Genomic DNA, 14,468 nt, shown 5'->3' on the forward strand with positions numbered 1-14,468 from the left:
AACACCGCCAGACGTGACGGCCATCAACCCTCGCGCATCCCATTCCCGGTGAACAGTGTTCACGGATTTTTCACCAGCGCGCGGGAGACTCCACTCAACGCTGAAGACGGGCCCGCCCGTCAGGGGCGCCACTACAACAACCATACAGGCACAGGGTGATCATCATGTTGGCTGACATACTCTACATCTGGTCGGATTCGCCGGGGCTGTCACTGGCCATCTGGCTCGTGATCGGCATAACCGTGTTGTACCTGGGGCGCCCCCACGCCCACCACGTGCTGCGTGGAACCGGGCGGGCCATCGACGGCGCCCTGCGACTGGCCGCCGCCAGCCTGCGGCAGCTCGAGAAGCGGGTGGCGAAGCGCAACCGCGACGTGCTCCTGGCCGTGGGCCGGGAAGAGGCCGAGAAGGCCATCGAGCGGGAGTTCACCCGCGTCAACGCCATCGTCGAGCGCGAGCTCAGCCACTACCCGGCGCTGCACCGCAAGCTCGCCGAGACCATCGAGAAGATCGAGGGCGACTACCAGGCCTCCACCGATCAGGCGCCGTTGCCGCCGGACTGGTCCGAGCTCACGTCTACCATCTCCTCGCTGCCCAGCTCCGGCGATCCGGCCGTGGGCAAGATCCTGGAGAACATTCGCGAGGCCGTGGAGAACTCCCACAAGGAGACGCTCAAGGCCTACCAGAAGAGCGTGAACGAGCGCCACAAGATCCTGCACGGCATGCAGGGCGACTGGCGCACGGTGAGCACCACCATGGACAAGGTGCAGACCACCATCACCGGCCTGGAAGAGCGCGCCGCGGCCATCGACCGCCACATGGCCAACTACGAGGCAATGCGCCGGGAAGACGACAAGGCCGTGCACGCGCTCACGGCGTCGTCGGTGACGCAGTTCTTCATCGCCTCCCTGGTGCTGGTGATCGCCGCCTTCGGCGGCCTCATCAACTTCCACCTGATCGCGCTGCCCATGTCCGAGATGGTGGGCGGGGCGGCCTACATCGGCTCCATGCGCGTGTCCGACATCGCCGCGCTGGTGATCATCATGGTGGAGATCTCCATGGGGATATTCCTGCTGGAGGCGCTGCAGATCACCAAGCTGTTCCCCATGATCGGCCGCATGGACGACCGCATGCGCAAGCGCATGGCCATCGCCGCGTTCACCATCCTGTTCATCTTCGCCAGCATCGAGGCCTCGCTCGCCTACATGCGGGACCTGCTGGTGATGGATCAGCAGGCGCTGACCCAGTCCCTCGCGGGCGGTGCGGCTGCCGAGGCGCAGTTCCGCTGGATTCCGTCGGTGGCGCAGCTTCTGCTCGGGTTCATCCTGCCGTTCGCGCTGGCCTTCGTCGCCATCCCGCTGGAGGCGTTCATCAACTCCCTCCGCACGGTCCTCGGGCTGCTGGTGCTGGGCGTGGTGCGTGTGCTGCCGGTGGTAGTGCGGCTCGCCGGCGGCGTGGCCAGCCACCTGAGCAAGGTGCTCGTGAGCCTCTACGACCTGCTGATCATGCTGCCGCTCAGCATCGAGCGGATGATCGCCCACCGCCGTGAAACCGCCCATGCGGTGGACGAGGACGACACCGACGCGGACACCCCCGCGAAACCGAAGACCAAGCGCCGCCGCCGCGCCAGCAGCGATGCCGACACGGACGACACCCAGCTCACCGAACGGGAGGCCTGAGCCATGCTGACCAACACCAACCAGACGCAGACCGCATCCACCACCCGGCCCAACGCCCGCCGCACGCGGCGGGGCCTGGCCCTGGCCTTCTGTGCCGCCGTCGCCACCGCGCTGAGCGGCTGCGGCGACCCGGCCAACAACAGCCGCGCCGCCTTCGTGCTGGTGGATATCTCCGAGAACTACGCCAGCGAGATGGAGAAGGCCCGCACGCTCACCAACCACCTGCTCGCGCAGATGGAGAGCGGCGATTCCCTGGCCATCGGCTTCATCGATAACAGCAGCTACTCCGAGCGCAACATCATCGCCAGCGCCGAGTTCGACCACCGGCCGAGCGTCGCTACCCAGCAGAAGCGGGAAGTGCGCGCCGACCTGGATGCCTTCCTGGAGCGCTTCCGCGTGCCCAGTGCGCACAGCGACATCACCGGCGGCGTGTTCCTGGCGCGGGACTTCCTCAACGAGGCCAACGCCGGCGAGCGTCAGCTCTACATGGTCTCCGACCTGAACGAAGACCTCATGCCCGACCTCAAGCGCGACATCCCCCTGAACCTCAAGGGTGTCGACGTGGTGGCCGTGAACGTCACCCGCATGAGCGGCGACAACCACGACCCGCGCGCCTACGAGCGTCGCCTCGCCGACTGGCAGGAGCGCATCGAGTCCGGCGGCGGCCAGTGGCGCGTGGCCAACAACCTGGCACGGCTCGAGGTCGTGACCGCACAACAGTAAGCAACAGTGGCGAGGCTATGAGCGCACGCAACTACCTCCTGGTCCCAGGCGCCTGGACGGGCGCCTGGGTCTGGCATTACGTCGAACAGGCGCTGCGCGCACGGAGGCAGAACGCACGCTCCATGACACTCTCCGGCCTGGAAACGCTGGATGGCGACGTCTCCGCCATCCGGCTCAGCACCCATGTGCAGGAGGTGATGCAGTACATCCACGAGCGCGACCTGCAGGACGTGATCCTCGTGGGCCACGGCTACGGCGGGTTGGTGATCGGCCAGGTGGCCGACCTCCAGCGCGAGCGCATCGCCCACACCGTGTACGTGGACGCCAGCCTCCCGCGCGACAGGCACTCCATGGTCGACACCATCGGCCTCGACCCCGCGCACGAAGCCCGGCGCATCAGCGCCAACAACGGCCGCTGGCCCGCACCGGACGCGGAGGCCCTGCAGCAGGAGGCGGGCCTCTCCACGGAGCACGCCCGGTTCCTCAGCGAACGGCTCGTGGGCCACCCGGGCCACGCCGTCACCGACCCGGCCGTGCTCGACCGGCCCCTGCACCATCAGGCCGGGACGGTCATCACCAGCGACACCGCAACCACGCCGGACCACCCCAACCACTGGCGCACCTACCACCTGGACGCCGGCCCCTGGCCCATGCTCTCAGCCCCGCTGGAGCTAACCTCCCTCCTCACACACCGCAGTGCCGGGCCGGAAGCCGCCTGCAAAGCAGGGTAGGCCCCGGCGCAAAGCAGCCTCCAAAACACCTGTTTGGCCCATGGTGCATTCTCCGGTAATGTCTCCAATAGGCAACGCTGGCGGGGCTCGCCATGGAAGCCATTACAAACAGGGGTGAGCCCCGGCTCGTGAATAAGAATATTCGGTGGACGACCCTACCTATCCCTACAAGAGTGCGCGAACTGATCATGTCATCGAAAGCTGACAGACAGGAGCAAAACAACATGGTATTACTGCGAAGCAGCCGCGACTGCGACATAACGAAGTTGATGTCGCAGTCGCGGCTGCTTCGCAGTGTCGGTGCTTTTCTCCGCTGTCGTCTTCCGAGCCAAGATGGATTGGCTCAAGGATAATTTTGGCCTAACTAGCCGTTCGAGCACCACGCCTCGTAGATGGCATTTTGAAGGTGTACCCCGAGGGGCGATTTTGTTGCTTTTTTTGGTGAGTACTGGAATACGGGCGCGTTGCTCAACTTGCTTACGTTATGCGCTGGTACGTAATTTGATCTGGAGTCCTGCGGATGGAAGAGATGTTGAGGACGATTGATAAAAGGCGGGCCCTAGAACTTGAGTTGATACCGGCGCGGCTCGCAAACGTAGTTCGTGTTAAACACGGGTTGCTCGATGGAAACACTCGTTCAGACTTGGAGGCCGCACAGCACTTGGGGTTAAGCGAGGCCAGCTTTAAGGGGCTCCTGTACGAGGCTTACTCCCAGATCAGGGCCCTTCAAGGAGTACTACCAGTCCCAGAACTTGAGCGCCGACCTCCTACGAAGGTGTTTGTTTCGTACTCGTGGGACTCCGAAGAACACAAAGCCTGGGTCAGATGGGTTTCTGAGCGGCTTGTATTTAATGGTCTGCAGGTTCTGCTAGACCAATGGGATATGCACCCTGGCGTAAGTTTCACACAGTTTATGGAGCAGAGTATTGCGAACGCGGACTTTGTCTTATGCGTTTTTACGCCCTCTTATGCGGAAAAGGCGAACAATAGGCAGAGTATTTCCGGTACGGGCTACGAGCAGCAAATCGTTTCAGGGCAGATAATGTCCGGAGCACCTAGGTCCAAGTTTGTTCCGATACTTAGAGCGGGAACCTATCAAGCGGGTAGGGAGTGCGCTATACCAACCCATTTTATGGGGGTTGTGTGTGAAGATTTTAGAAGTGACGAGGATTTTGAGGTTTCTTTAGAATCCTTGCTCAGGATGCTTTATGGCAAGCCGAAATACATGCCTCCCCAGATAGGTGTCGAGCCAACACTTTAGCATAACAACAACATCGAGTCCGACGGCTCACCCTTACGCTGCGCGCCAGGGCAAGCCGCGGCTCATGTGGAGCGTTATGGCGCTTGGGATAGTCAGCAGATGAGATGAGGAGGCGAAAATGCACAGATTCATTATCAACAAGAATCAGCAGGCCAATGGCGATCACGAGGTTCACAATGCGACCACGGATTGTTCATATATGCCGAATCCTGAGAACCGAATAGACATGGGCTATCACGCGTCATGCCATGGGGCGGTTGCTGAGGCTAAACGCCGCTGGCCAGGGAACAGAATTAACGGCTGCTACTATTGTGCTAATGCATGTCATACAAGCTAGCACCATAACAAGGCAATCAAGTTCGCTCCCTGCGGTCGCCGGATGACCTTGCCCGGCTGCCTTCGGGAAACTGGCCGCATGAACGTGTCCAATTCAGCCGGGCAAGGTCACTGGCGCTCCAATGCCGGCCGGTTAAGCTGAGCGTTAGAAATATGGACGTGCATCAGTTCTAATTCCTAGAAATATTATTAATTTGTGGTGTGAGGTTGACCTATAATTCTTGCGTCTTAGTGAGTGATTTGAGAGATAGAATTTTCGATGGTGGCGTATGAATAATATTGATTGGTTGACTGTTGTTCCCTCTGCGATGTCTGCAATAGCCGCAGTTGCTGCCGCTTATGCTGCATTTGTCGCACTCCGTGTTAGCCGGAAAGCGAACTATTTGTCTGAGAAAAGTATATTAGCAGCTCATCATAGTGATGCCGCATGTGTGCTTTCAAGTTCAATTGATAGGCTCAAAAAAGAAACAAAAGATTTATCGGAATGTTCATATCGATTATGGGTAGATTGGTCTAGAGAGATTGAATCAAAAGACGATCGCCGAAATGGAGGGTCAAATCCTAGACCTTTACGGCATGTTCTGACAAATGGGAGTGAAATGCTAGTGGCGCATGGCACGCTAAATGGAAAACGGTATAGGCATGCGCAACGATCAATGTTCTCTATTGTTAGAGATGGCGTAAGCGGGTTAGATGGTAATGAATACAACGGGTTACTCCAAAAGGCGGACGGCACATATGGTGATTTTGAAAGCACTTTTGGTTTGCCGCCGATAAATCGAAAAATCGGTGAAGCAAAAGCCTTTAGATGGGTTCTTTATCAGTTAGCAAGGAGGGTTAATCACAATGATTGGCTTGAAATCTGGAAAAGAGCGTGGCTAGATGATGGCTGGATTGTCAAATACCGACGTGAATTTTCGAAAGTGAAACCAGTTCTGGAAGAAGTGCATGACTCGCTGAAAGTGGAAAAAAAGAAAGTGACTTACAGCGTGATTCCTCTGGAGTCCAACGCCATGCTGCATAGAAAATATGAAATGCTATTATCAGAAGTGGAGATTCTTCTGGATGATTGCAGTTTGGATTCATTGGAGATATATCGCGATTGGGAATATGCCGAAGATGTTAGTCAATTGGTTCTCTATTCGATGGGGGTGGCGAATTTGGTGGGGAAGATTTTAGATTCGATCTATTCGGGAAGTGATCTGGATAGGTGATTTCTAGTAAGCGCACGTTTTCGGAATGGTTTTTAGATGTGATATTGCCCAGAGAAATTGGGCACATTCATATGGCCAGGTTCCCAAAGCCGGCCGGCAAAGGCAGGCGAGATCAGGGTGGAGGCTGAGCAGCAAAAGAAAGCCTTGGTTAGGAAAGGTGGCGTGAAGAAGAAGTAAGGGAAAAGATACTGAGTGCGTGGTTCGAGCCGCGCACATATGAGTACGTACCTGTCAGCGCATTCGTGGGTTTCGAAAAGCAGGCCCGGCTAAACAGAGAATTGGTTTTTGCACTTGATCGTCGAGGTGACGGGCATCGGGTAGAGAATTCGGCGTTGGGCGCGCTCCCACAGATTGAGCGATTGTGCCAGAGCCTTTCTGAGATAGGGCGCTTCACGCAAGTAGTCAAACACGGAGGTTGTGATCGAGGCATCTACATCTAGATGTGGAGTCTTGGTTTCCTTGCCACGGAATCTGTGCACTGGGACGCAATTGCTACCAGTGGCTTCAAGGCGGCGTCATTCCTGATTTGCCCCAAGGTGGGTCAATTAGGCTTGTCCGTTGATGTTGGTTCTGTTTGGGAGGGATATAATGAAAGCATCGGTTTTTCTCGTTCTGTTGTTGAGTTTTCTGTTTATTGGTCCAGCCAACGGGGGCGATCTTAAGTCAGTATCTGCAGCTGGAGGACTAGAAGAAGTCGGTTTGCTAGAAATTACGGCCCCGACTGTCGACAGTCCCTGTGCTGGCGAAGAGATTAGCGATTCCGTCCTGTTTGAAGGCGACCAGTTGTTAGCACAGCGCTGCTGCAGGATATGTAGAAGGGGTAAGGCTTGCGGGGATACTTGCATCAACCGCAACTACACTTGCACGCGACCGCCCGGTTGTGCGTGTAATGGCTGACTTAGCGCTCGGGTAATGTGGTATCTACGGGAGTGAACGGATTCGCTCCTCGTTTAGTAGCCTGCCGATCTACGTTTTTTCCGTGTGTCATCAAGGACTCCTCCACGCAGCCTTCCTGGTCAGTTCTGCCCCAACCCCAACAACTTCGGCCGCTCCCCCTGCGTCTGCCAGCGCCACAGCCACTCCAGCGGGCCCTGCCGGAATACCGCCAGCCACAGGGCGCTGAACAGCAGTTGGGCGAGGAAGACGCCGCCGGCGATGGTCACCGCGGTGGTCAGCGAGATTTCGGCGAAGAGGTTCAGGCCGAAGCCGTAGAAGAGCGGCACACAGATCACGGACTGGCCGACGTAGTTGGTCAGCGCCATGCGTCCGGCCGGGGCCATGAACGCACGGGTTGCCCGGGCGAGGATGTTGCCGCTGTAGCCCCAGAAGAGGAGCAGCAGGCCGGCGTAGCCGATGGCCATCAGCGGCGGCGAGGCGATCTCGGCGGCGATCTGCCCCGGGTGCTCGGGTGCCAGATTGGCGATCATGCCGTGCTCCACCAGGGCGAGCGGGAATCCGATGGCAAGGCCGGCCAGGGCGGTTGCGAGCAGCGGCCAGCGGTACGTGCCGATGGACTCCACCAGCTGCATCCGCGCGGCGGCCGCGCCCAGCAGGAACAGCGCCATCACCTTCACTCCCCGCAGTGACTCCAGCCGCTCCAGCGCCGTGGCGACGCTCAGCTCCACGTTGGCCTTGACCACATCGACGAAGCTGCCCCCGGAGAGGTGGTGGATGTTATCCCCCAGCCGGTGGGCGCCCATGGTCTCGTACGGGCCGGGGATGTCCAGGCCGAGCCAGTACCACCGCGCCGCGATGGTGGCACCAAGCAGTGCGACGCCCCAGAGAATGAGCGTCAGCGGCCGGCAGTTGAGGAATGGGGTGAGCAGGAACCCGACCAGCGCGTAGAGGGTCAGTATGTCCCAGGGCCAGAAGAGCACGCTGTGGGCGGCGCCGAACGCCAGCAGCCCGATCATGCGGCGGCGGTGGAACGCCGGGCCGCCAGCGCCCATGCGGCTGGCGAGCATCACGAAGCTGTAGCCGAACAGCAGTGAGAACAGGCCGTAGAACTTGCCCTCGAAGAAGAGGTGCATGATGGCCTCGGTGAGCGGGTCGTTGCCCGCGCCGGGCAGGGCCTCCCGTTCGCCGGGGCCGAGGTAGCCCCAGCCGGAGAACATCTGGATGTTCACCACGAGGATGCCCAGCAGGGCGAATCCGCGCAGTGCATCCAGCGAAGCGAGGCGTTCGCTCTGACGGCCCATGCATTACACCCTTTGATACTGTATGCACCCGCTCACACGGAGAAGGCACAACGATGAATGGAAAATGGAGTTGGCTGACAGGCCTGGGCGTGGCGACCGCGATCACGTTGACTGCGACGGCCGTCATGCCGGTTCTGGCGGACAGTGGTGACAGCGCAATGCGAGACCAGATTAAAGCCATTGATGAGCGTATGCCAGGCCAGTTCGGTGTTTACATCAAGCGGCCGGCCACGGGCGAAGCGATCGACTACCAGGCGGACCGCGACTGGTATCTGGCCTCGACCATCAAGATCCCGTTGGCCGTGGCGGTGATGCAGCGCGCCGAGGAGGGCGAGCTGTCGCTGGATGACGAGCTGGAGCTGGCGGAATCCGACTACGTGGACGGGGCCGGCGAGCTGCTGGCTGCCGAGCCGGGCACGCGCTACAGCCTGGAGGAGCTGATCGGCCATTCCATCCGCGACAGCGACAGCTCCTCCACGGACATGCTGATCCGGCTCCTGGGGGAGGAGTCGTTCAACGACCAGGTCAGCCGGGAGATGCCCGAGGCGCGCATGAACCCCATTACCACCATCGTGCAGGTGCGCTTCGACGCCTACGCCAATGTCCACCCGGATGCGGAGACGCTGACCAATATGGATTTCATCCGCCTGCGCTCGGCGGCGTCGCTGGATGAGCGCTACCACGCCTTTCTCGACAAGATCGGAGCGGGTGCCTCCGAGGCAAACGCCGACAGCCTTGAAGAGGCGTTCGGACGCTACTACGAGACCGGGCTCAACTCCGGCCCCCTGACCGGCTTCGGCGCCATGCTGGAGCGCCTTTGGGAAGGCGAGCTGCTGAACGAGGACCACACCGGGCGGCTCATGGCACAGATGGAGCAGGTCACCACCGGCGACCGCCGCATCCGCGCCGGGCTCCCGGACGGCACTCCGTATGCCCAGAAGACCGGCACCCAGATCAACCGCGCCTGCGACGTGGGTATCATCCACCCCGAGGATCCGGAGCGCACCACCATCGTGGCTGCCTGCGCCGAAGACTACGGCGATCTGCGTCACGCCGAAGAGGCCTTCCAGGCGCTGGGGCGGTTACTCGCGGAGCAGTGAACGCGGTGCGCGGAGCGCCGCTTGCGCCACAGGCGGACGTCTCGGCCTGGATGGTGCCCCGGGGTGTGGCCCGGGGGCACCGCGGGCAATCGCGCTCATGCCGGGCGGCTTGCGCCAGCCTGGTAGGGCGGGTTGGTGACATGCAGCTCGGCATTGGTTGTGGCGAGGGCGTCGAGAAACGCTTGCTCCACAGGGGCGTCGGTAAAGATGTGGTCGAGGGCGTCCAGGGGGCTTACCAGTTCAAGTTTCGGGCGGCGGAACTTGTCGTGGTCAACGAGTAGGCTGGTGCGGCGGGCGCGGGTGAACATCACGCGTTTGACGGCCGCCAGGTCGCTGTTCACTTCAGTGGGGCCCTCGATGGAAAGCGCGCTGCAGCTTGAGAAACAGTGGTCGGCGACGAAGCGGCGCAGGAACTCGGTGGTCTCGCTGCCGTAATTGGCGCCTTCGCTGCTCTTGTACTGGCCTCCGGCCACGGTTATGTCGAACGTGGGGTTCCTGGTCATGATGTTGGCGATGGGAAAGCTGTTGGTGATGATCTTCAGGTCCTGGCGCTCGACCACCAGGTGGTGCGCCAGGGGGAAGCAGGTCGCGCAGGAGTCGAACATCAGCACCTGACCATCGCGGACGAGGGCGGTCGCGGCCTCGGCGATGCGCTGCCGCGCTTCCGGATGCTGGGTGGCGCGTTGGTTGATGGCGGGCTCGCTGGCCGTGTTGAGTGCCGTCGCACCGCCATAGGTGCGCTCCAGGAGCTCAGCTTCCGCCATGGCGTCGATGTCGCGTCGCGCCGTCTCCACCGAGACGTTGAACTGGCTGGCCAGGTCGGAGATGAGGACGACGGGCCGGGATTCCAGCATGCTCTGGATGATGGTCCAGCGCTCCTTCTGCGTGAGACGCTTTCTTGTGGATGCGCGGGCGCCGGCGACGTCGTTCATTCGGTCTCTCCTGTCTGTGGGCCGCGATGCGCAGGTAGCCCGGCATCGTCGGCTTCGTTTCTGTCGGCCTCAAGCGTGGTGCTCTGGTCCTTGAGGCCGACCCCGGTGAGTTGTTGTACAAGCGCATGGCGGATGAGATACGCCATGGTGTCCGTCGCGGCGTCCGGTGTCAGCCCGCCGGGGCGGATGTTGGAGATGCAGTTCCTCTCCGCGTCGTAGCGCCCCGTGCGAGGCGCGTAGGTGATATACACGCCAAGACTGTCGGCAGCAGACAGGCCCGGTCGTTCCCCGATGATCACCACGCTCAGGCGCGCCCCCAGGTGCTCACCGATGGGGTCACCGATCGCGACGCGCCCTTGTTCCACCAGGATGACCGGGGACAGGCGCCAGCCGGCGTGCTCTGCACGCTGGGCAAAGGTCGCAATGAGCTCGCTTGCGTGCTCGGCGACGGCCGTCCCCGACAGGCCGTCGGCCACGATCAGGGCGATGTCCGGCTGCGTGTCGCGAAGGGGCTCCAGCGCCGCGGCACCAGCCTCGCTCAGGCGTCGGCCCAGATCGGGCCGGCGCAGGTAGGTGGCCCGTGAGTCCGCGGCGCTTGCGACCTGTAGCGTGTCGAAGCCCGCGGTCGTGAGGGCGTCGGCCAGTGCGTCGAAGTCGACCTGGAAGTGGACGGCGTCTCTGGCTTTGGCCCAGTCGAACTGGAACGCCAGCAACTCGTTCGTGGTCAGGCTGCTGCCGGTGGCCTCCAGGGCCACGCGGGCGGCCGTGAGGTCGCGCAGGCGGCGATACGCATTCGGGATGGTGTTCTCGGTCATGCCATCAGCTCCTGGTTCCGGTGTGGTGAGCGAGCACGTTGGCGTTGGCCAGAAGCGGCTGGTCCGCCCCCGGGGGCAGCAGTTGGTTGCGCTCGTCCATGATGTTCATGGTCTGGAGCCAGGCGTTGAACTCCGGCGATGGCGTCTTGCCCAGGAGTTGCCGCACGTAGTTGGCGTCATGGAAGGAGGTGCTCTGGTAGCTCAGCATGATGTCGTCTGCGCCCGGCACGCCCATGACGAAGTTGCAGCCCGCCGTGCCGAGTAGCGTCAGCAGCACGTCCATGTCGTCCTGATCGGCTTCCGCGTGGTTCGTGTAGCACACGTCGCAGCCCATGGGCACACCCAGCATCTTGCCGCAGAAGTGGTCTTCCAGGCCGGCGCGGATGATCTGTTTGCCGTCGTACAGGTACTCGGGGCCAATGAAGCCGACCACGGTGTTGACCAGTAACGGGTCGAACGCCCTGGCAACGGCGTGGGCCCGGGCTTCACAGGTCAGCTGGTCGATGCCGTGGTGCGCGTCGGCGGACAGGGCGCTGCCCTGGCCGGTCTCGAAGTACATCAGGTTCTCGCCGACGGTGCCGCGCTCAAGGGAGCGTCCCGCCTCGTGGGCCTCTTTCAGCAGGGCGAGATCAATCCCGAAGGCCGTGTTGGCGGCTTGCGTGCCGGCGATGGACTGGAAGATGAGGTCCACGGGGGCATTGCGCTCAATGGCCTGAATGGCCGTGGTCACGTGCGCCAGCACGCACGACTGCATCGGGATGGCGTAGGCCTGGCGCAGATCATCCATGAGCCGGGTGAGGTCGATGTAGGCCTGGACGCTGTCCGTCGCGGGGTTGATGCCCACGGTGGCATCCCCGGCGCCGTTCAGCAGCCCGTCGAGCATGGACGCCGCGATGCCCCGCGGGTCGTCCGTGGGGTGGTTTGGCTGCAGCCGGACCGAGAGCGTCTCCGGGGCGCCGATGGTGTTGCGGAAGCGGGTTTCCACGCGGGCCTTGCTCGCCACGAGGATCAGGTCCTGGTTGCGCATGAGCTTCGACACGGCGGCGACCATCTCAGGCGTGAGCCCCGGTGCGAGGCGGGCGAGTGTGGTGGTGTCCACATCATAACGGAGCAGCCAGTTGCGGAACTCGCCCACGGTCATGTGCGCCACCGGGGTGAACGCCTCCCGGTCGTGGGTATCGAGAATCAGGCGGGTGACCTCGTCGTCCTCGTAGGGGATGACCGGGTCCTCGAGGAACTGCTTGAGGGGGACGTCGGCAAGCGCGGCGCGTGCGGCGATTCGCTCCTGGGCGCTTGTGGCCGCGATTCCCGCGAGCTGGTCACCGGAGCGTTCCGGGCTCGCCTTGGCCAACAGGTCGGCGAGCCCGTTGAACGTGTGGTTATGACCACCCAGTGAGATGCGAAATACGGACATGGGCCGCTCCTTCGTTCGGGATGAACCGGTTCAGAGTATGTAATAGCAAATGTGGTGCCAGCTGACAGTATTCGCGGCGCCCAAGGGCACGGCTGCCGGCGCTGGTCTGATAAGCCTCTGAAAGCAAAAGGGCTCCGTCGTGCGTCGGGCGGATCGTCGCGGTGGCGGTGGGGCGCTGCCCCCGGTGTCGATGGCCCGGTTGGAAGAGGATTGCGCACCCAAATGTGGCAAAGACAACAAGAATGCACTGCTTTGCCACATCACGAATGGTGCATGTGCCAAGTCTTTACCCAGGCTTATGAATGGTCATGTTCATTTAAAGAGCGTTAAAACAGGAGCTTGTAGGTTTTCTGCGCCTTCTTCCTCGGTTCTGGCCCCTAATTTGCAATGCCGTGATCACCACATTGGGTGCTCCGCGACCCATGCGGTCATTCGGCCCTGATGCCAAGACGGTTTCTTCCAGAGGTGATCACGATGACGACCATGAACCGACGCAAATTCCTCCAGCGAGCAGCCCTGTTCGGCGCGGGCGCCGCGGTGGTGCCCCAGATCGATCCTTCCTTTTTCCTGCGTTCCGCCCTCGCGTCCCGTGGTGCACCAATGGTGTTCCTGGCGGCGGAGAACATGACCGGCAACTGGGACCCCACATCGCACACGAACCTGGCGCAGATGAACCTGGAGAGCATGGTGTTCGGCACCCTGACGCGGGCGCCCATGACCGAGGAGGATCCGTCCGAGATCCGGTACGAGCTGGCCACCGGTATGGAGCTGCTGGATGACCACACCCTGGAGGTCACGCTGCGGGACGGTGTGGTGTTCCACAATGGGGCGTCGTTCACGGCCGCTGACGTCAAGGCCACGTATGAGTACGGCTCCCGCTCGGATCGGCCGGCGGCCTGGCACCCGGGGCGCTGCGAGGTGGAGGTGGTCGACGACTACACCGCAAGAATCCACACCTCCGGCGACGATTTTCCGGCCAGCATGTACATCCTGCTGAGCAGCTTTCTGCCGATCCTGTCCGCCGCGGACATCGAAGACGGCTCCATCAGCGACCGGCCCAACGGGACCGGCCCGTTCAAGTACGTGGAGCGGCGGGGCAACGACACCACGCTGGAAGCGTTCGACGATTACTTCGCCGGGACGCCGCAACTGTCCGGTATCCGGTATTCGTTCGTGGGCGATTCCTCGTCCCGCCTGCTGGCGCTCATGAACGGCGAGGCCGATGTCATCGAGCGTCTGGAGCCGGAGCAGCTCGAAACCCTGCGGGGGCGGGGTGGCGTGAAGATCAACAAGATGCTGTCGGTGGAGAACAAGTACCTCTGGTTCCGCTGCTCCAAGCCGCCGTTCGACAACGAACTACTGCGCCTGGCCGCCTGCCACGCCATCGACCACGAGCAGGTGCTGGCCATCATGGGCGAGGCCGCGCAGGAGAGTCGTGCCCATATCTCGCCGGTGAAGTTCGGTTACGCCGATCTGGACGCCTACCCGCAGTTCGACCCGGAACGCTGCCAGCAGCTGCTCAGTGAAGCGGGTTACCCGCGGGGTGAAGGGCTGCCGGAGCTCGAGTACATCACCTCCATCGGCTTCTACCCGAAGACCCAGGAATACGGCGAGCTCATCACGGCCATGCTGCAGGCCCAGGGCTTCCCGGTGACCATGAACGTCATGGAGGTCGCCGCCTGGAACGACGCCTATTACCACCGTGAAGGCGGGGGCCCGGGGCACATGGTGGACGGCGGCTGGGCGACCGGCTCGCCCGAGCCGGACCTGGTGTTGCGTACGCACTTCCACTCCAGTTCCCGGCGTGTCTGCGGCATCCAGGACGACGAGATCGATGCCGCCCTGGACCGCGAGCGCAACGAGCCGGATCTGGACAAGCGCGAGCGGATCATCCAGGAGGAGACCCTGCCGCTCATCGCCAGGAAGGCGCCGGCCCACAGCCTGTTCACGTCCGTGTTCATGCACGCCATGCGGGAGGACGTGGACGGTCTGTTCCTCTACCCCAACGGCCAGCTGGACGCCAGCGAAACCGCGATCAGTTAGCAGGCAGTCCGTTCGGGGTCGG

At 61.9% G+C, this 14,468-nt stretch carries 11 protein-coding genes; 7 read left to right on the forward strand and 4 right to left on the reverse strand.

Going from position 1 to position 14,468, the window contains the following annotated elements:
• Nucleotides 1-164: 164 nt before the first annotated feature.
• From BMZ02_RS01155 to BMZ02_RS18690, 5 genes are all read left to right on the forward strand, one after another.
• The gene (locus BMZ02_RS01155) at nt 165-1,679 is read left to right on the forward strand and encodes a hypothetical protein (protein ID WP_091639195.1); all 1,515 of its coding nucleotides are present in this window, start codon (nt 165-167) and stop codon (nt 1,677-1,679) included.
• A 3-nt stretch (nt 1,680-1,682) separates the two neighbouring features.
• Nucleotides 1,683-2,402, forward strand: coding sequence for a VWA domain-containing protein (locus BMZ02_RS01160; RefSeq protein WP_216110648.1), 720 nt, complete (start codon nt 1,683-1,685; stop codon nt 2,400-2,402).
• Between the two features lie 17 nt (nt 2,403-2,419).
• Entirely contained in the window at nt 2,420-3,133 is a 714-nt protein-coding gene (locus BMZ02_RS01165; protein WP_091639197.1) for an alpha/beta fold hydrolase, read from the forward strand.
• A 520-nt stretch (nt 3,134-3,653) separates the two neighbouring features.
• Nucleotides 3,654-4,394 (forward strand): toll/interleukin-1 receptor domain-containing protein, encoded by a 741-nt coding sequence (locus tag BMZ02_RS01170; RefSeq protein ID WP_091639199.1) that lies wholly within the window; start codon nt 3,654-3,656, stop codon nt 4,392-4,394.
• Nucleotides 4,395-4,999: 605 nt separating this feature from the next.
• Nucleotides 5,000-5,944 carry a hypothetical protein gene (locus BMZ02_RS18690; protein ID WP_139209109.1) on the forward strand — a complete coding sequence of 315 codons (945 nt, stop codon included), beginning with the start codon at nt 5,000-5,002 and terminating at the stop codon, nt 5,942-5,944.
• Between the two features lie 1,016 nt (nt 5,945-6,960).
• Here the strand turns inward: BMZ02_RS18690 and BMZ02_RS01185 are convergent.
• Nucleotides 6,961-8,142, reverse strand: a complete 1,182-nt coding sequence (locus BMZ02_RS01185) for a DUF418 domain-containing protein (RefSeq protein ID WP_091639205.1) — start codon at nt 8,140-8,142, stop codon at nt 6,961-6,963.
• A 158-nt stretch (nt 8,143-8,300) separates the two neighbouring features.
• On the opposite strand from BMZ02_RS01185, the gene BMZ02_RS01190 reads away from it, so the two are divergent.
• The gene (locus tag BMZ02_RS01190) at nt 8,301-9,242 is read left to right on the forward strand and encodes a serine hydrolase (protein WP_171909757.1); all 942 of its coding nucleotides are present in this window, start codon (nt 8,301-8,303) and stop codon (nt 9,240-9,242) included.
• Between the two features lie 95 nt (nt 9,243-9,337).
• Here BMZ02_RS01190 and BMZ02_RS01195 read toward each other — a convergent pair whose 3' ends face one another.
• From BMZ02_RS01195 to BMZ02_RS01205, 3 genes are read right to left on the reverse strand one after another with little or no spacing between them, the layout of a single operon-like run.
• The gene (locus BMZ02_RS01195; protein ID WP_091639209.1) at nt 9,338-10,174 is read right to left on the reverse strand and encodes a DeoR/GlpR family DNA-binding transcription regulator; all 837 of its coding nucleotides are present in this window, start codon (nt 10,172-10,174) and stop codon (nt 9,338-9,340) included.
• Nucleotides 10,171-10,989 carry an ethanolamine ammonia-lyase subunit EutC gene (gene eutC / locus BMZ02_RS01200; protein ID WP_091639211.1) on the reverse strand — a complete coding sequence of 273 codons (819 nt, stop codon included), beginning with the start codon at nt 10,987-10,989 and terminating at the stop codon, nt 10,171-10,173. The genes BMZ02_RS01195 and eutC overlap by 4 nt, the downstream gene beginning before the upstream one ends.
• Before the next feature lie 4 nt (nt 10,990-10,993).
• Entirely contained in the window at nt 10,994-12,403 is a 1,410-nt protein-coding gene (locus BMZ02_RS01205) for an ethanolamine ammonia-lyase subunit EutB (RefSeq protein WP_091639213.1), read from the reverse strand.
• 483 nt (nt 12,404-12,886) lie between these two features.
• Here BMZ02_RS01205 and BMZ02_RS01210 point away from each other — a divergent pair, with 483 nt between their 5' ends.
• The gene (locus tag BMZ02_RS01210; RefSeq protein ID WP_091640345.1) at nt 12,887-14,446 is read left to right on the forward strand and encodes an ABC transporter substrate-binding protein; all 1,560 of its coding nucleotides are present in this window, start codon (nt 12,887-12,889) and stop codon (nt 14,444-14,446) included.
• Nucleotides 14,447-14,468: the final 22 nt, after the last annotated feature.

The organism is Aquisalimonas asiatica (genome assembly GCF_900110585.1).
In the GTDB taxonomy this organism is placed as follows: Bacteria; Pseudomonadota; Gammaproteobacteria; order Nitrococcales; family Aquisalimonadaceae; genus Aquisalimonas; species Aquisalimonas asiatica.